Source organism: Colwellia sp. PAMC 21821, from assembly GCF_002077175.1.
GTDB lineage: Bacteria > Pseudomonadota > Gammaproteobacteria > Enterobacterales > Alteromonadaceae > Cognaticolwellia.
Genome location: NZ_CP014943.1, coordinates 1007852 through 1027562 on the forward strand (window position 1 = coordinate 1007852; position 19711 = coordinate 1027562).

The following is a 19711-nucleotide window of genomic DNA, read 5'->3' on the forward strand; positions in this document are numbered from 1 at the left end:
TTCTACTCGACAAATTGTCGAATTAAATAAAATGCTAATACAGTTCAATAAACTGTAATAAGATGAAAAAATTTTCAAAGCCAAGCTTTAAAAATAACCTTCCATTTTTTTCTTCTCCATCGAGCCAGACGAGTCGTGGTCAATAACACGGCCTTGGCGTTCAGAAGTTTTTGTTAATAGCATTTCTTGAATAATTTCAGGTAACGTTGTTGCTGTTGACTCAACTGCACCGGTTAACGGATAACAACCTAAAGTTCTAAAGCGCACACTTTTCATTTGTACCACTTCATCTTTACCAATAGGCATACGTTCGTCATCAACCATAATTAACGTGCCATCGCGCTCAACTACTGGGCGTTTTTCAGCTAAATAAAGCGGCACAATTTTAATGCCTTCTAAATAGATATATTGCCAAATATCAAGCTCGGTCCAGTTCGACAATGGAAATACGCGAATACTTTCGCCTTTATTAACTTTGCCGTTATAAATATTCCATAATTCAGGACGTTGGCTTTTAGGGTCCCAACGATGATTTTTATCACGAAATGAATACACACGCTCTTTTGCTCGAGACTTTTCTTCGTCACGGCGTGCGCCACCAAATGCAGCGTCAAAACCATATTGATCAAGGGCTTGCTTTAATCCTTGGGTTTTCATCACATCAGTATGCTTAGCACTACCGTGTTCAAAAGGACTAATATTCATGGCTATGCCTTCTGGGTTCTTATGTACCAGTAGGTCAAAACCATATTCCTTCGCCATTTGATCACGAAATTCAATCATTTCTTTGAATTTCCAATTGGTATCAACATGTAATAGAGGAAAAGGTATTTTTCCAGGTGCAAAGGCTTTTCGGGCAAGATGAAGAAGAACGGCAGAGTCTTTCCCAACCGAGTAAAGCATCACAGGATTATCAAATTCTGCGGCAACTTCTCGAATAATGTGAATAGATTCGGCTTCTAGCTTTTGTAAATGGGTTAAATGCATTGCTGTTCACTATTGGTAGCATGATATTATTGACTAACATCATGCCACAGCGATAAAGCATTATCCATATAAGTAAAAGCTTGGTTATACTAAAAAGGTATAACGAAATAAAAGGGGAAGTTTCTCAGTCTATAACTACAGCTGAGTTAAGTTGTTTTTATAACGACGGATCAGCGCCAGCGACGATGCAGAAAGCTTTTCACTGTCAATATCAGCCATGGGCTGCGCCATAACGTTAAGCACTTCATTACCCAGTTGCTTACCTAATTCAACACCCCACTGGTCGTATGAATTAACCTGCCATATAACGCCTTGAACAAAAATTTTATGCTCGTAAAGGGCTAATAAAGCACCAAGGGAATGAGGGTCTAAGCGTTCCATCAAAATTGTATTACTTGGGGTATTGCCTTTCATGGTTTTGTGCGCGGCCAATCTATTCGCTTCGGCCTCACTTGCGCCAGCATTCAGTAATTCAGCTTTTGCTTGTGCCAGTGTTTTACCTTGCATTAGTGCTTCACTTTGAGCAAAGCAATTCGCCACTAAAGCGTCATGATTCGCTAAATGTTCACTCGTTGGCGCAAGAGAAAGAATAAAGTCAGTAGGAATAATATCGGCACTTTGATGCATTAATTGCATAAAAGCATGTTGGCCATTGGTACCTTCTTGACCAAAAACCACGGGTGCGGTTAAATAATTAAGCGTTTTACCGTCAATAGAAACCGATTTACCATTACTTTCCATATCGGTTTGCTGCAAATAACCGGGTAAAGCTCTAAGCGCATGGTTGTAAGGTAAAATAGCTAAGCTTGGGTAGCCTAAGCCATTTCGATTCCAAATGCCCGTTAAGGCCATAATTACCGGCATATTTTGCTCAAACGCTGCATGTTTAAAATGCTCGTCCATTGCATGGGCACCGGCCTTTAAAGCATTAAAGTGCGTATTACCAATAATTAATGCGAGTGGCAAGCCAACAGCTGACCACAAAGAGAATCGACCACCTACCCAATCCCACATGGGTAAAATATTGTCCGCATCAATACCAAATTTAGTTGCCGCTGCAATATTCGTACTAACCGCATACCAATGTTGAGCAATAATGTCAGCCGGTGAGCTATGAGTATCAGCTAAAGCGTTGAGCATCCAAGCTTTAACAATAGTGGCATTAAGTAGCGTTTCTTGCGTAGAAAAGGTTTTAGAAATAACCACTACAAGCGTGGTTGAGGCATTAAGTTTGGCAAATTTTTCTTGTGCAGCATCACCATCAACATTCGCTAGCACATGAGCTTTCAAACCTTTCTGATGATAAGGAACCAGTGCCGACAAAGCCACCTTAACCCCATAATAAGAGCCACCAATACCTATCGCTAGAATATCTGTAAACTTTTCACCGGTAACCGATCGAACCTTACCTAAGTGCACATCATCAACAATGTTGGCCATTTTAGCTTCAGTGTCGATAACCTCTTGCGCCTCTGCACCTAAAACATCAACCTTCATCGCATCAGGAGCGCGCAATACCGTATGCAATACAGCGCGTTTTTCGGTAGAGTTTAACTCTTCACCAGAAAATTGAGCTGATATTTTACCCGCAAGATCAACTTGCTCAGCTAATGCAAATAATGGAGTAAACTCACTATCAACAATATTTTGCTTAGCATAATCTAAAAACAAACCTGCAGCCGAAACAGAATAAGTTTCACTGCGATCACGGTCAGCAAACAATGAGAAAATATTGCGCGTTAATGCCAATTCAGTAAATTGCGATAAATTAGTTACGTCCATATACCCGTGTTTCCAAAAAAATGATTAATAATAATTATGCTAATGCACACGATTTACTTTTAGGCCGGATTTCAGTCCTTCAGCCTTAAGTTAGCCACAAAAACAAACGGCTAACAAATAAAATATATCACAGGAAGAAAACAAGGAGGACTGCAGGAGGTAAACACTAAAACATAAAGAATTTTTCATGTCTAAAATCCTACCTCATTCCCTGCTCATTCACTCCTCCCTGTAAAAAATAAAAATATATCACAAGGAGAAAACAAGGAGGACTACAGGAGGTAAACACTAAAACATAAAGAATTTTTCATGTCTAAAATCCCACCTCATTCCCTGCTCATTCACTCCTCCCTGTAAAAATAAAAATATATCACAAGGAGAAAACAAGGAGGACTGCAGGAGGTAAACACTAAAACATAAAGAATTTTTCATGTCTAAAATCCTACTTCATTCCCTGCTCATTCATTCCTCCCTGTAAAAATAAAAATATATCACAAGGAGAAAACAAGGAGGACTACAGGAGGTAAACACTAAAACATAAAGAATTTTTCATGTCTAAAATCCTACTTCATTCCCTGCTCATTCATTCCTCCCTGTAAAAATAAAAATATATCACAAGGAGAAAACAAGGAGGACTACAGGAGGTAAACACTAAAACATAAAGAATTTTTCATGTCTAAAATCCCACCTCATTCCCTTCTCATTCATTCCTCCCTGTAAAAAAATAATAATTCACAAAGAATAAAAAAGGTTAAACGCTAAAATCAAGAAGGCAAATTAAATCTGCGCAAACCATCCGTTAATTTTTTAACATTAAAATTAATCAGTAAACCTTTATTTATATTAGTTAATTTCATATAAGTTAACAGTTGTGCTGAATACACTGGAATAAGCTTATCTACTGATTTAAGTTCTATAATTAATTCACTAGGTAATAATATATCTAAACGATAACCCGCCTCAATATTCATTCCTTTATAACAGATTGGCAAAACGACTTGAGAATATGCAGTAATATTATTCAAAGACAACTCATACATCAGGCATTTCTCATAAGTGGACTCTAATAGCCCTGGACCTAATTGCTTATGCACTTCAATAGCACAACCTATAACCTCACCTGTAAAACCCATTCCAATACACCTTAATCCTTTAAAGCTATTAAATATAATGTATCACAGGAAGAAAACAAGGAAGACTAAAGGGGGAGGTAAACACTAAGAAACATAAAATGCTTTAAATACCTAAATCCCACCTAATTCCCTTCTCATTCACTTCTCATTCACTTCTCCCCTGTAAAAAACAAAAATATTTCACAGGAAGAAAACAAGGAGGACTACAGGAGGTAAACACTAAAACATAAAGTATTTTTCATGTCTAAAATCCCACCTCATTCCCTTCTCATTCACTCCTTCCTGTAAAAAAAATATTTCACAGGAAGAAAAGAAGGAGCACTGCAGGAGGGAAACACTAAAACATAAAGTATTTTTCATGTCTAAAATCCCACCTCATTCCCTTCTCATTCACTTCTCCCTGTAAAAAAAAATATATATCACAGGGAGAAAACAAGGAGGACTGCAGGAGGGAAACACTAAAACATAAAGTATTTTTCATGTCTAAAATCCCACCTCATTCCCTTCTCATTCACTCCTTCCTGTAAAAAAAATATTTCACAGGAAGGAAAGAAGGAGGACTACAGGAGGGAAACACTAAAACATAAAGTATTTTTCATGTCTAAAATCCCACCTAATTCCCACCTCATTCACTTCTCCCTGTAAAAAACAAAAATATTTCACAGGAAGAAAAGAAGGAGCACTGCAGGAGGGAAACACTAAAACATAAAGTATTTTTCATGTCTAAAATCCCACCTCATTCCCTTCTCATTCATTCCTCCCTGTAAAAAAATAACTATCACAGGGAATCAAAAGGAAAATAGCTCAAAGTATAAAATGAGATACACAAAGTACTCTGACTTTAAATCTTCATCAAATTAGTCAAATAACTTCTAAATTCATCAGCCATTTCAGGATGACGTAAACCATATTCAACATTGGCTTTCATATAACCTAACTTAGAACCACAATCATGTGATTTACCTGTCATGTGAAATGCTTCAACGGTTTCTTTTTCCATTAGCATGGCAATGGCGTCAGTTAATTGTATTTCATCACCAGCACCTGGGGGTGTTAGTTTTAACAAATCCCAAATCTTCTCAGACAATACATAACGACCAACCACAGCTAAGTTTGACGGCGCGTCTTCAACCGCTGGTTTTTCAACAATAGCCGTCATAGTTTTTGACTCGCCTGGCGCAAGATCAACACCACCGCAATCAACTACGCCGTAACTACTTACTTGGTCCATAGGTACAGGCTCAACCATAATTTGGCTGTAACCACCTACTTCGTTATAACGCGTTAACATCGCCGCTAAGTTTTCAGTTTTTAAATCTGCCGTTGCATCATCTAAAATTACATCAGGTAACACTACAACAAAGGGTTCGTTACCAATAATAGGTCGTGCTTTTAATACCGCATGGCCCAAACCTTTTGCTTCGCCTTGACGAACATGCAATATAGTCACGTCTTTCGGGCATATCGCTTGAATTTCATCAAGTAACTGGCGCTTAACACGCTTTTCTAACGTGGTTTCAAGTTCAAATGACTTATCAAAATGGTTTTCAATCGCATTTTTAGAAGAATGCGTAACTAAAACAATTTCTTTAATACCGGCAGAAATACATTCATTAACAATATATTGAATTAATGGCTTATCTACTATAGGTAACATTTCTTTAGGAATGGCTTTTGTTGCTGGCAACATCCGTGTTCCTAAACCCGCGACAGGTATTACCGCTTTTGTGATCTTATTTGGCATTTTTATCCTTATTTGCAACTTTTAATTCATTGTATGGATTGTTTATGGTCTTGTCATGAACTTTATAGGTGAAAAATTTACATCTATATTTTCCAGTACTAGAGTGAATTACCGCGTTAAATTCGCTTCAAACGATTACAAATAAAGTAATCTAAAGCTAAAGAACACAGTTCAATCAACATATCTTATAAAACAATACTGTAATTTAATATAAAAAGGCCGGAAATCCGACCTTTTTAATATAACGATTATATATATTTCAAATACTTTTAGCTACGGGCCATATTTATGAATATTGCTCAGCTATCCAGTTTTGGTAAGAGCCATCCATCACACTCTGCCACCATTCTTCGTTATTCAAATACCAAGCAACGGTTTTAGCAATGCCGGTTTCAAACGACTCTTTCGGTTGATAACTTAACTCATTATTAGTTTTAGTCGCATCTATAGCATAACGACGGTCATGGCCAAGTCTGTCTTTTACGTAAGTAATAAGTGACTCAGTGTTCTGCGCCATTGCCGCTTTAGCCGCAGGAAAACGCGTAGCTAAAGCTTTATTTTTAACAAACTCTTGTTCAACCAATTTTGAAATGGTTTTAACAATATCAATATTTGCCCATTCATTATCGCCGCCAATATTATAGTTTTCACCCACGCGGCCATTTTGCAAGACTAAGTCAATGCCGTAAGCGTGATCTTCAACATATAACCAGTCACGAATTTGTTGGCCATCACCGTAAATGGGTAAGGCTTTGTCATGTAAAATATTAGTAATAACTAAAGGAATAAGCTTTTCAGGAAAATGAAACGGCCCATAGTTATTTGAACAATTACTGGTAGTAACATTTAAACCATAAGTATGATGATAAGCGCGTACTAAATGGTCACTGGCCGCTTTACTAGCAGAATAAGGTGAATTAGGCGCGTAGGCTGTATCTTCTGTAAAAGCCGGGTCGGTAGGTGAAAGCGTGCCATACACTTCATCAGTAGATACATGATGAAAACGATGCCCTTCCAAAATACTTTCTCCGTCTAACCACACTTTTTTAGCGGCTTTAAGCAAGCTATAGGTACCGATAATATTAGTTTCGATAAATGCATCAGGGCCTGTAATCGAACGGTCAACGTGCGACTCAGCGGCAAAATGCACTAAAGTATCAATACCGTGTTCAATCAGTAAGTTTTCAACTAAAGCTTGGTCGCAAATGTTACCGTGCACAAAGGTAAAGTTAGCTTCATCTTTTACACTGTCTAAATTAGCAATATTACCTGCGTAAGTTAGTGCATCGAGTACAACAATTTTATCGGCTGAATATTTTTCCATCCAATAATGAACAAAGTTAGCGCCAATAAAACCTGCACCACCTGTAACTAATAATTTTTTCATAATAACTCTCTAAAATTTTTTATATAAACGCTACGTTCTAACCGCTAAGTAAAAGTTATTAAACTAAGACTGCTCAGCTTTTAACGCCGTCATCATCATATGTAATTGTACTTGCCAATGGCTAAACGTAAGTTCCGGCAACACACTCGCTAAACTGCTTTTATCTAACACGCTATAATGCGGGCGTTTAGCCGGTGTAGGGTATTGCGCAGTGGTTATAGGTTTAATCGGTATTATTTTATCTAACAAGCCAAGTTCAAAACCAATACGTTGAATGGCAACTGCAAAATAAAACCAACTAGCAACCCCTGTATCAGTGTAATGGTGAATACCATTAACATTGCCAGTTAAGCTTGCCACACAGGCTGTCGCTAAACCCTTAGCATAAGTAGGAGTCCCTATTTGATCACTAATAACACCGAGTTCAGGCTTAGTACGCATTAAATTCAGCATGGTTTTCACAAAGTTATTACCGTGCGTTGAATAAACCCAAGACGTACGAATAATGCTACTTCGTTCTGGATAAATATCAGCAATAAATTGCTCACCTTGAGCTTTACTCGCACCATAAACCCCTAACGGATTTATTTCATCAGCAGGTAAATAAGGCGAGCCTTTATCTCCGTGAAAAACAAAGTCAGTAGAAACATGAACAAAAGAAATAGCTAAATCTTTACAAGCTCTCGCTAAATTACCTGGCGCTTTTGCATTGAGCATAAAAGCATTATCAACATCGCTTTCTGCTTGATCAACTGCAGTATAGGCAGAAGCATTAATAACACCCGCAGCTTTTTGCTGCTGTAAACATTCTGTTATTGCTGCAAAGTTTTGCAGGTCAATATCATTACGCCCTAAACAGACTATTTCATGTTCAGGAGATGCAAGTTGACTTAACTCCCAGGCCAATTGCCCCGACTTACCTATTACAATTATTTTCATGGTTTAACTAACTTTACTCGAACTTAGAGGTAAACGTTGGCGCATCTTTAAACAAAAGCCCAGCTTCATCTTTTGCAGCTAACAAAGGAGCTTTACCATCAACCAACGGCCATTGAATGTTTAAAGCAGGATCATTCCACAATAACGACACTTCATGCTCTGGCGCGTAATAATCTGTACATTTATAAACAAACTCTGCCGACTCACTCATCACATAAAAGCCATGAGCAAAACCTTCGGGCACCCATAACTGACGTTTATTTTCACCAGAAAGCACTACACCCACATGCTGACCATAAGTAGGCGACGATTTACGCATATCAACCGCAACATCATAAACTTCACCCGAAGTAACACGCACTAACTTACCTTGGGTGTTTTTCAGTTGGTAATGTAAGCCACGCAAAATACCTTGGCTAGATTTACTGTGGTTGTCTTGCACAAAGGTCTTTTGAGCACATTCGCGAGTAAACTCATCAACGCGAAACGTTTCCATAAAAAAACCACGCTCATCACCAAACACATTCGGTTCAATAATTTTAACGTCAGCAATCGCAGTATCAATATAATTCATAAAATTCCATAAAAATAATAAATTTCATATTACACAAGGAGGAATGAAGGAGGACTACAGGAGGTAAACATAAAATACTTTAAAATGGCTAAAGCAGTTCCTCATTCCCTTCTCATTCATTCCTCCCTGTAAAAATAAAACAGCTCACAGCGAGGAATGAATGAAAACAATAATTCTTAAAAAATTCGTTCTTCAATCAGCTTAATCAAATACTCGCCATAACCACTTTTAAGTAAAGGTTGTGCTATTTCACGCAGCTTTGCTTCACTCAACCAGCCATTGCGATAAGCCACTTCTTCAGGGCAGTTAACCTTTAAGCCTTGGCGCTTATCAATAGTGGCAATAAATTGCGCTGCAGCGAGTAAATCATCATGCGTACCGGTATCAAGCCAAGCGGTCCCACGGCCCATAATTTCAACTTTTAACTCACCAGCTTTCAAATACTGATCAATAACTTCGGTAATTTCTAATTCACCTCGCGGAGAAGGTTTTACATTTTTAGCGAATTCAACCACGCGTTCATCAAAGAAATACAAACCAGGTACAGCATAGTTTGACTTTGGTACCGCAGGTTTTTCTTCAATAGAAATAGCCGTACCAGAATCGTCAAACTCAACAACACCGTAAGATTTAGGGTTCGACACATGGTAACCAAATACCGTGCCGCCACTTGATTGTGCATTAGCATTTTGAAGTGATTTAACTAGATCATGGCCATAAAACATATTATCGCCAAGCACTAATGCCGCAGGTGCGCCATTAAGAAACTCTTCTGCTAATATAAAGGCTTGGGCTAAACCGTCAGGGCTAGGTTGAACTTTATAAGAAATAGAAACACCAAAGTTTGAGCCATCACCTAATAGTTCTTCAAAACGGTGAGTTTCTTCTGGTGTTGAGATAATCAGTATCTCTTGAATACCTGCTTGCATTAATGTCGCAAGCGGATAATAAACCATAGGTTTATCGTAAACTGGCATTAGCTGCTTACTAACTACTTTGGTTAATGGGTAAAGGCGTGTGCCACTTCCACCGGCTAGTATTATTCCTTTATGCATATAAAAGTCTAAACCTCTATTTAAATAGATTAAAATATCTTTGTATTAATAATCAAATGTACAGTACACGAAACGCTTGTTAAACACCTAAAGTATAATTAATCTACCCGTTCTTTGAAAAAGGTGAAATAAAAGCCGTTAGCTTAACGGATGTTTTAAAAAACAATTATATTGATACTTACAATTTTCCGACTAATAGTAACAATTATCACCAAGAAGGTGATTAAGAGAGCCAGAAGCGAGTATCACCTTAAATTATTATGAGAATTGAAAAGCATCAACTCCAAAAGTATATATTTAGTTTTCAGAGTTTTATCCTTTATACATCCGACACTTCAAACTATACCTGAATTCAATTTTTTCTTAATTAACCTAAAGTATGTATACTTTTAAAAAAGTTAAATTACAAATGATTCACTTGATTATAAATTGAGATACTTTCGATAAATTTTTCCAAAGAATAGCTCTTAGTGGATGGATATTATTACATCTCAAAGCTCTAATATCTTCTTCAGTTTTTTGTAAGATATTTTTCAAGCTGCGATTGCTCGCACCGCCAACACGCATTTTCATCAATACTTTTGGTAAATAGGACATCGTTACCTTATGTGTCCAAAGGTAACGCAGTAACGAATCATAATCCGCAGCGATTTTAAAGCTTAAATCAAACAGGCCATACTTATTATATAAACTTCGCTTCATGTAAAATGTAGGGTGTGGGGGCATCCAACCACTTCTTATATTAGACTCTTTATAAACGCCCGATTTCCATAATCGAATAATATTATTAGTATTATTTTTAGAAACATATTGGAGATCACCATAGATCGCATCACAACCAGAGAGTTCAAACTGTTGAACTATATCAGTTATGGCATCAGGATAAGCAAACAAGTCATCAGAATGTAAAAAACCAACGATATCACCTGTTGCAACAAGGATTCCTTTATTTAGTGCATCGTAAATGCCATTATCGGGTTCACTAATAATTTTAGTAACACGAGGACATTCCTGATTAATAACATCTATCGTATTATCATTTGATGCACCATCAATAATGATATATTCAATATTTTTATAGCTTTGCGCATTTAGAGACTGCAAAGTGTCGCTAATAGTTTCTGCGCTATTATATGTAGCAGTAATAATACTAACTTTCATAAACCCTCAGTATAAACAAAGTACAAACCAGAACATACTTGTCTAAAAAATCCAATAATTTTAATAAATAAATTAGTTATCAACTAAATAATCATATTATCTCTAGAAATTAATCACTTTTATAGCCTAACTCTTTATAAATAGAGATGAACTTTTCACCAATCACATCTTCACTAAAAGATTCAATCACATGCTTTCTTCCTGATATACCTAGCTGTATTTTTACTTCATCAGTTAATGAATAAAACCATGATATCCCGGCAGCAAGGGAAGTTGGCTTGAATGGTTCAGCAAGGTAGCCATTTTCTTTATGTTTAACAATATCAGTCAATCCAGAGTGGTTAAAGGCAATTACAGGAGTCTCACAGCTGAGGCTTTCAGCCGCAACTTGTCCAAATGATTCGGCACGAGATGGAACAATAGTTACCGAAGAAAGTGAATAAATATTAGCTAACTCTCTTTCTGATGATATGTGCCCTAATTCAATGGTGTTGATACCAAACAATTTCCCTGAATTTTTATTTTTGCCACCAAATGTAATTATTTTTATATTTCTTAGTGAATCTAAGTTTGAAGCAAACAATTGGATCGCATCTATTAATAAGTCAAATCCTTTTATTGCACTACCTCCTCCATCAATCGCACCAAATGTTATTACAAAATCATTGGGCTCTATACCATCAACACTGAAGGCAGTTGTATCATTGATAAATATTTGAGTATCAATTGGATTGGGTACCACACGAATATCTTTATTCCGAAGAAGGTAGCTTTCTTCAGCTCTACTTTTCATCCAAGTGGATGGGACTGTAAATATAACACCAGTTAAAAGTGGGTAATACTTTAACTTACGCCGCCAAACAAGCCTATTTAAGTCAATACCTTGAACGTTTTGATTGCTTTTATTATAACCTTCAACAACACGTTTATAACTACATATGTCAAGCGCATAATGCTCAGCTCCACAATAGAACCATTCATCGTGTAAGGTAATCACACTTTTATTGGAAAAAAGAGGGAAATCTTTAATACTCAACGTTTCGTTATTAATCCAATGTATGTGCAAAACTTTTGCTTTTTCAACCGTATTTCTTATGTATCGATTGCCAAAAATATTCAGTGAATGTTTAGTACTATTGTTTGAACGTTGAAACTTGGATATTAAATGAGAAAATAACCAAGCAAAATAATGTAATATTAGATAATAAAAAGGAGTTTTATTGGAATTATTTTCAATTGAAATAAAGTCAGTCTCAATAGTTGAACTCTGAAGAATGTTTTGAATACGAACAGCAGCTTTAGCTGCCCCCCCCGAATAGTTGTAAATGCGATAAAAATTATTTTCATATTTTTTTTATTACTGTTTGGTTAGGCTGACGTTTTTTATCACCAATGATCCCATAGAAGGTCAATAATGAAAAAATCAAAAGAAAAGTGAAGTTTTCTGTATTGAACATTATGATTAGGCTTATAGCGATCAGAGTTCGGTTAATAATATTTTGTGTTTGACCATATTTGGGAAACAGAAAAGGAAATAGAAATATTAATGAGAAAATTCCACATTGTGCAATAAACATTGTTAAACCATCTGAACCTGTCGGATTAATGAGTTCATATTTAGAAATCCCCATTAACTGTATCCCATAAGGAATGGCATTTTCAATTTGACTTCCATAACCATACCCTAGAAATAAGTTATCTTTCAACATATTAAAACTGATTATAAAATCATAATACCGCGATAAGAAAGAAACACTTTCTTCCGCAATATTGCCAGCACCAAACTTAATTAATAAAAATGGAACTGCGATAATAACAACAATAACTGATAGTAAAGATACAACTAATATATATAACAATTTATTATTACTATTTCTTATAACTTCTCGCCAATAAATACTGCTCAGTAGAATATAAACTAAGACACCGGTAGTTGATAAAGTACTAATTATTGCAATTCCGAATAAAACATATAACTTCTTAGTCATCATATGATTAATCAAAGTAAACATAAATGCTATATTGATGAATAATTGAAAAGCACCGGGCTCCCACCATAAACCACTATTACGGTAAATGTCATATTTTACGAAGTTATCAGGCACGCCGAAAAATAAAAAATTTCTAAGTGGCCTTTCATCTGTTCCAATAAAGTCTGGTAATAATGAAGGAATATTTAAATAAATAATGAAAAATGAAAACAAAGAAATCATTGATATAAATAAAATGATTTTTGTATAAACAATTGAAAATTTTCTAAAATCTAAAATATGCACCACATAAATAGCGATAAAAATTCTCAGCAATAATACAACAGAAGAACTAACCTTAGTTTCTACATTTATACCAATAAGAAGAATAAAAGTAATAGTATAAAATAAAATATTTCTATTTATTTTTAGCTTTGATGGCTTTACTGTAAATGCTAAAAATGCTAAAAATGCACCCAGTAATAAATTATTACCGTATGTTTCAAAATACAAAGATTTAGATAAAACAATACAACTTAATACAATAAAGAACTCTTTAAAACTATATTTATCCTCACTTTTATCAAGAAAAATCATAACTTGCTACTTGCTTTATATCTTTTTGTTCAGCCTTACTTTCATATATGTTATGTAACAATTTTTTATAAATATCATTATCAATATCACCAATAATTTTCATTAATTCATCTGTTTTATTGTTAGTGAATATATAACCATTTATACCATTGATAATTAACTCCGATGCACCACAGTGGTCTGAAACGATTACTGGCAAACCAAAATAGAGTGCCTCTTCTACAACAATTCCCCAGGTTTCGCTTATGCTTGGTAATATAAAGAAATTATTTTTTTCAAATTCAACTTTCAACTTTGAATTTTCTATTGGTTCACGAAAAAATATATTGCTATTAGCTACACTCATTAGATTCTTTTTTTCTTCCCCATCTCCAATAATAGTCAATTGGTGCATAGGCAGTTGATTAAAAACATTTATTAATAATGCTAAGTTTTTAACCTTAGACAAACGACCCACAAACAAGAACTTTTGTTGATATTTTTTCTCTACTCTTTCAAAGTGTGGTTTGTTAATAATACCTACACCGTGGGTTACTCTAATTTCTTTTTGATAATTTAACGCCTTGAGTAAATCCACATGCAACCGACCTGAAGCAAAGACAATATTTACCATAGAGAGAAATAACTGTTTAACCCTCTTTTTTGCTCCAGAAATATTACTTTCCATGATTGTTGATTCAAGTGCCAAACAGTTCTTATTATTAGAAGATAATAAGGCTACCATCCAGAACTCAGGTAAATCCCATCCACTTAATAATATTTTTTTATACTGCGTGTTACTTATTATTTTAAATAACTTGTATGTTGTTTTAAGCTTATTACGATGTTGGAATGCATGATTGCTGAGCACTGAGTATTTAAATTTTGCCTCTTTTAAGGATGAGAAATCACCGGAACGCTTTTCACTTGTTTCATTCGACACAAAAACAACAAAAATATTCAGTTTATTTGATAATGCATTGTACAAATTAACCTTATAGAAAGCAGGTAAATGAGTAACAATAATATAATCATACATATTTAAAAACGCCCTTATTACTGAAACGCTGTTTCAGCATTAAAACTAACTGAAGAAATATCAATGAAATTAATAGTTTTAATGGCCAACTTCCAAAATGTAGTTTTTCCACTAAAATATGAGAAATATTATTTGTATATGGATGTAATATAAAGAGCAACATAGTCCCTTCTCCCCATTTTTCAATAAGCCAGCCCTTTTTCTTGTTGTTAACTAGAGCTTTAAAAAAAAGAGCAAATAACAGAAACAATAAAACAGCCCATAGCACATTAACAGCCTTACTTTCATAAGTTAACAGAGACATATTCAGCTTAGGTATTCCCCAATAGGCATAGATAACTGTTAATAAAATAATAGGAAAAAGACAAATAACAGTAAGTGATATTTGATTAAACTCTGGATATGACTCTCGCTCTAGAATGTTAAATAATTGCGAACCTATGAATAGCCATAATGCACTATTCATAGCATTGCTAAGTGCAAACGGCAGTTGTAATTGAAAACTAATCAAGAATAAAAGAACAAATAAACAGAACTGAAGCAATATGCTTGAACTACTCTTCTTAATTATATAATAGAAAATTTTAGCGAAAAATAATGCCGGCAAAAACCATAAAACAAAAGCATAAGAATTAGCCAGATGTTTATAGTCCATCCAAAAAAGAATAGCTTTGAATTCAAATAAATAATTTAAGGGTTCTCTCTGCAACCCCCACACCTTAATGCTAGTAATAATAAGCGCTAGAAAAGCAAAAATGAAATATGGGATCATCAAGCGATTGAGATCTTTAATGACCAGTGCCCTTATGCTTCCTTCTATTTTGATAAAAAAGCCAGAAATCATGAAAAACAACGGCATATGCCAAGAAAAAATTAAATCATTTAATGGGTTATTCATATGTCCCAATATAACGGCAAGGCTCCCAAATAATTTTAGCCAAGTAACCCACTCAATATTTTTATTCATTTAATCAATTTCTTTATAGTATATTTAACTAAGGTCCAAAGATTTATAGCAATTAATACAGGATAAGTTGCAACATTATTCTCCAATTTTATTTTATGATACTCTTTGAAAATTTCTAAATCTCGATTATTCCCTAAGCCATCTGCTCGCCACTTAGCGACAATAACATTTCTCATAACAACGTTTGGGAAGTTATGATATGCACGAAGTAAATGCTCATAGTCCATGCAATAAGTATTATTAACATCAAATAGTCCATATTGCTTAAAATATTTAATGCTGGTAAAAAGTCCTTGATGCGGCATAGACATTCTAAACAGTAAAGATTTCTTATCGAATTTAGACATATATGCAGAAACATATAATTCTGAGCCATCTATATCGACTCGTTGTATTCGCCCACTAATAAAGAGATCATCATCAGGATTAACTCCCTGAATCAAATTTTCTAATGAATTAATTTTACAAAAACCATCCCCATCGCCCTGAAAATTAATATAGTCGCCGCTCGCAACTTTAACTCCTTTATTGAAAGCATCACTAATTCCCGCATCAGGTTCACTCACCCAATAATCAATGGCATGCTCATATTTTTTAATTATATCAATAGAGCCATCTGTACTACCGCCATCAATAATAATCAACTCTACATTATCGTATGTTTGATTAAGTATACTTAAGATAGTTTCTTCAAGATATTTTTCACCATTAAATACAGCCGTTATAATTGTTATAAGAGGCTGTTTTTTCGTGCTTTGTTTATAGTATCCTTTTGTACGTAATCCCCCATCACTTATTCTTTTTTTGTTTTCCTGTAAACATAAAGAAGATGCAAACATTTCTTCTGCTTGTATATGTAATGTGTAGGGGATATCCTGAATGTTTCTTGTCGTGGAATAACGTTTATCTAAGCTAGTTTTGCTAATCATTTAAGATCTCTTTGTATAATTCAACATACTTTTTAGCAACAACTTTACTATCAAATTCATTGACAACTTTATTTCTAGCACTTATACAAAGTTCGTCATATTGATCACTTTTCAGTACCCAGTCAATACCATTAGCTAAGTCTGTAGTGTTAATAGGTTGTGCTAGATACCCATTGACTTTGTGGTCTATAATATCTAACAATCCCGTGTGCCCAAAAGCTACAACAGGTGTTCCACAAGCCATTGCTTCGCTAGCAGTTTGCCCAAATGCCTCTTGTAAACTAGGGACGACCATTACATCTGCTAAGCTATATATAGTGATAAGACTGACATCATCATGTACATTACCTAAATAATGCGTTTTAACGCCAAAATCTTGAGATTTTTTTGGCTCACTACTGCCAAATACTACAAACTCAACATCTGTACTTTTAATTTTAGCAAGGGCTTCACATAACTCTATAAAGCCTTTATTTATATCAGCTGTAGCACTGTTAGCACCAAAAAGTATTAATTTTTTATTTTTAGGCAAGCACCAAAGTTCTTTGGCTTTATCCTTATCGAAAGGTTTATATTTTCCAGTATCTAAAGGGTTTGGTAAGTTAATTATTTTTTTATCTTTTAAAAGTGCACTCTTTTTAGCGCAATCTTTTAACCAGTGACTTACACCAACAATTATTAATTGATCTATTTTAGAAAATGCTTTTTTTTTCCGATTAAATACTTTTCGGCTTAAGTCATTTTCGTTAATGCTCCCTAGTCTAGGGCAACTTCCACAGTTATTTTGATATTTATCACAGTCCCACTTTATATGGCACCCACCAGTAAATACCCAGTCATCATGTAACGTCCATACAATTGGTACATTAATTCTTGCTATATCCTCAACGTTAATCATTCCATGACAAACCCAATGTAAATGGACTATATCGGGATTAATATCATTAATCATTTCGATAACACTACTAAATGGTAGAAAAGAAGGACTAAATAAAGAATCTTCCTTATTTTTATAAAATTTAACAGGTATTGCATCTAAAGTTGGACGCAGTTTATTTAAAATTTTATCCTTAACTGAAACCTTTGTGATTACGGTACAATCATCACTCATTTTATTTTGAACGAGCATCGTACTGTCAATATTATTTACTATTAATGCACGATGAAGCCTATACGTAGCTCTTGCCGCCCCCCTTGAATATCAAGCGTGTTGATATGTAATATCTTCATTGGCTTATTTTGATTCATGATGATTCCAACTTTGAGTTACTACTGTTTCTGGAACGCCACTAAATATCTTATCAAATATTTTCAATGCAGACTTAGGGGTGAATACTCCTGATTGTACATTAGGCCATAAGTTAACATCAGCGCGTTCAACCACCTGCCAAACTCTTATTGGTACGTTTTCATAACCCATTGCAGATATAGCCGCTGCACGATGTTGGCCACCCCACTCAACCATCCAACAAAAACTTTTGTCTTCTTTCATCAAGACTATAGCGCCGATATCTCCACCGTCTAAATTATTTCTCAGCACGCCATTTTTTTCTATTGATACCATGAGGGCATATAACCGATTAACTTCGATTTCAAGCACATTTTCTGATACTGGTCCAAAATTCCTCCATCCATGGTCTATAGCTAACTTCGCCCCATGTTCATTATTATCATAAATAGCACAGTCTTTTCTCCCATCGTATTTTTGTTGAATCGATGAATTTTCCCATGGCAATAGTGATAACCATGGTGGTTCATTATCTAAAGAAGGGACTTCCCCATGATCAAACCCTAACCAAGCAGATGCACTTTTTGGCTGTATCGCATCATAATATTTCATCAAATACGTTTTCAATGCTTTTTTATAATCATCAGATAAAAGTGCTGACTTAATAGCTACAATGAAAGGATGAGAAGAGTTATTAGCTAAAGAGAATATCTCTAAGCCCCTACCACTTTCAAAATCAACATCGATCAAAATCTGCCTGTCTGTACTTGTATAGTAGGCTAGAGCTCTAGGACTGTTTCCCTTATTCCTTAAATCTACTGGCTCCGTATGAGATTTTTTCTCTAAGTTATATCCCAATTTACCAAATAATTTAATAACGACATTTTTAAAGTTTTTAAGCACTAGCTACTTCCATTTTTAAAGTGTTGATTATACTTTTCACGTAATGCGATCAGAATATTAAATAACATTTTATTTTTCTTTATTAGTACTTTCGTATTCATTAACATTTTTTGAGGGAAGTTTTTTATTTTGACACCGAAAACCCTTAAATATAGTTTCATGGAGTTTATTCTTTGCACTTCTGAAATAAAGTTAATGTTTATATAAACTTGTTCGTCTTTTGGTATTGATACTTGATAATTATGAGCCAACAAGTATCCTCTTAATAGTTTTACAATCTTACTTGGGTTATTTTGACAATCATCCTTAAAATTTTTAATGCCTATTTTTTCTGCTAACCCTGTTAAGCGGCCTATATATTTATCAAAAAACAGAGGTTTGTGAATGTAAGCATGATAGAGATGTGAAAAGAAATAATCGTCCACCCGAGGTATATTAACGCCATTTTTATCTAATACGCGGTTTTTAATAATGTCCTTTTGCCATTTTTCATCAAAATAATCATCACCAACATACCGAATATCAAACAACACTTGTTTTCCAGCTATATTTACGTGAAAAAAATTCTTTGAGTTCCAAATGTTTATACCATTTGCAGCCGCAGCAAATTCTCCAATGTCAGAGCATAATATATCTACATCACCACTTAACGTACTCACAGTATCTTCTATTTTATCAGATCCTCTTAAAACCACATATTCAGTAGTTAAATTAAGGGTTTCGAACAACTCCTTACAGCTATTCCAACCATTTGCTCCAACTAAATCATTGTTAATAATAGATGCATTCTTGTCCCACTTCATTTTGTCAATTAGCTCAAACGTATACTCTTTACCAAAAAACAATATTGCATTGTTAAAGAATTCTTTTAAATTGTCTGTGGAATGAACCATATAACTTCCACCTACCCACTTTCTAAATAAGTGTTTTTTATCTACCACATTGGCATTAACTATTTTTAATCGTCCAGATGCATCAGTTCTGTATTGGTATTTAGGTTTTGTGTCTTGAATCACAACAACCATAAATGCTTGATCACCGACTTCTTCCCTTTTGCCAGCTTTGCCACCTGTAGGCGCAACATCATAAATTCGATGAAAATTATTATCTATATGTTCTTGTGACCATGTTGTATCGAAACACCCTAAAATATTAAAACTTTGATCTAGTTCGGCTATAATTTCTTTTTCTTTTATTCTGGCTTTAGACCATATAACGACTAAGTGTAAATCTTTATCGTAATTAGTTTCGAAAGTGCCATTAACATCATTATAATTATAAGCTACATTTTGATATTTAAAGTTATTCAAACTCATTTTCATTTTAACATATTACCT

Annotated in this window: 17 protein-coding genes; all 17 read right to left on the minus strand. The window is 34.7% G+C overall.

The window, feature by feature from the left end:
• Positions 1–87: 87 nt before the first annotated feature.
• Positions 88–987: a sulfate adenylyltransferase subunit CysD gene (gene cysD, locus A3Q33_RS04185; protein ID WP_081178854.1), complete on the minus strand. Its 900-nt coding sequence runs from the start codon at positions 985–987 to the stop codon at positions 88–90.
• Positions 988–1122: 135 nt separating this feature from the next.
• Positions 1123–2769 (minus strand): glucose-6-phosphate isomerase, encoded by a 1647-nt coding sequence (pgi, locus tag A3Q33_RS04190; RefSeq protein WP_081178855.1) that lies wholly within the window; start codon positions 2767–2769, stop codon positions 1123–1125.
• A gap of 764 nt (positions 2770–3533) precedes the next feature.
• Positions 3534–3902 (minus strand): GxxExxY protein, encoded by a 369-nt coding sequence (locus A3Q33_RS04195; protein WP_081178856.1) that lies wholly within the window; start codon positions 3900–3902, stop codon positions 3534–3536.
• 841 nt (positions 3903–4743) lie between these two features.
• On the minus strand, positions 4744–5646 hold the full coding sequence (gene galU, locus A3Q33_RS04200; RefSeq protein ID WP_081178857.1) for a UTP--glucose-1-phosphate uridylyltransferase GalU: 903 nt from the start codon (positions 5644–5646) through the stop codon (positions 4744–4746).
• A gap of 286 nt (positions 5647–5932) precedes the next feature.
• Entirely contained in the window at positions 5933–7033 is a 1101-nt protein-coding gene (gene rfbB / locus A3Q33_RS04205) for a dTDP-glucose 4,6-dehydratase (protein WP_081178858.1), read from the minus strand.
• Between the two features lie 63 nt (positions 7034–7096).
• Complete coding sequence (gene rfbD, locus A3Q33_RS04210) at positions 7097–7972, minus strand: dTDP-4-dehydrorhamnose reductase (protein WP_081178859.1); 876 nt, start codon at positions 7970–7972, stop codon at positions 7097–7099.
• A 13-nt stretch (positions 7973–7985) separates the two neighbouring features.
• Positions 7986–8546 carry a dTDP-4-dehydrorhamnose 3,5-epimerase gene (gene rfbC, locus A3Q33_RS04215; RefSeq protein ID WP_081178860.1) on the minus strand — a complete coding sequence of 187 codons (561 nt, stop codon included), beginning with the start codon at positions 8544–8546 and terminating at the stop codon, positions 7986–7988.
• Positions 8547–8722: 176 nt separating this feature from the next.
• Positions 8723–9601, minus strand: a complete 879-nt coding sequence (gene rfbA, locus A3Q33_RS04220; protein WP_081178861.1) for a glucose-1-phosphate thymidylyltransferase RfbA — start codon at positions 9599–9601, stop codon at positions 8723–8725.
• A gap of 414 nt (positions 9602–10015) precedes the next feature.
• Positions 10016–10762, minus strand: coding sequence for a glycosyltransferase family 2 protein (locus A3Q33_RS04225; RefSeq protein ID WP_081178862.1), 747 nt, complete (start codon positions 10760–10762; stop codon positions 10016–10018).
• 109 nt (positions 10763–10871) lie between these two features.
• Complete coding sequence (locus tag A3Q33_RS04230) at positions 10872–11798, minus strand: glycosyltransferase (protein ID WP_155866696.1); 927 nt, start codon at positions 11796–11798, stop codon at positions 10872–10874.
• A 307-nt stretch (positions 11799–12105) separates the two neighbouring features.
• A complete protein-coding gene (locus tag A3Q33_RS04235; RefSeq protein WP_081178864.1) occupies positions 12106–13329 on the minus strand; it encodes a hypothetical protein in 1224 nt (407 codons plus the stop codon).
• Positions 13316–14347: a glycosyltransferase gene (locus tag A3Q33_RS04240; RefSeq protein ID WP_081178865.1), complete on the minus strand. Its 1032-nt coding sequence runs from the start codon at positions 14345–14347 to the stop codon at positions 13316–13318. Before A3Q33_RS04240 ends, A3Q33_RS04235 begins: the two co-directional genes overlap by 14 nt.
• A complete protein-coding gene (locus A3Q33_RS04245; RefSeq protein ID WP_081178866.1) occupies positions 14340–15314 on the minus strand; it encodes an acyltransferase family protein in 975 nt (324 codons plus the stop codon). The genes A3Q33_RS04240 and A3Q33_RS04245 overlap by 8 nt, the downstream gene beginning before the upstream one ends.
• Complete coding sequence (locus tag A3Q33_RS04250; protein ID WP_196798048.1) at positions 15311–16243, minus strand: glycosyltransferase family 2 protein; 933 nt, start codon at positions 16241–16243, stop codon at positions 15311–15313. The genes A3Q33_RS04245 and A3Q33_RS04250 overlap by 4 nt, the downstream gene beginning before the upstream one ends.
• Positions 16236–17396, minus strand: coding sequence for a glycosyltransferase family 4 protein (locus A3Q33_RS04255; RefSeq protein WP_353615522.1), 1161 nt, complete (start codon positions 17394–17396; stop codon positions 16236–16238). Before A3Q33_RS04255 ends, A3Q33_RS04250 begins: the two co-directional genes overlap by 8 nt.
• 81 nt (positions 17397–17477) lie before the next feature.
• Positions 17478–18374, minus strand: coding sequence for a ParB N-terminal domain-containing protein (locus tag A3Q33_RS04260; protein ID WP_081178867.1), 897 nt, complete (start codon positions 18372–18374; stop codon positions 17478–17480).
• Positions 18374–19696 (minus strand): hypothetical protein, encoded by a 1323-nt coding sequence (locus A3Q33_RS04265; protein WP_081178868.1) that lies wholly within the window; start codon positions 19694–19696, stop codon positions 18374–18376. The genes A3Q33_RS04260 and A3Q33_RS04265 overlap by 1 nt, the downstream gene beginning before the upstream one ends.
• Between the last annotated feature and the right edge of the window lie 15 nt (positions 19697–19711).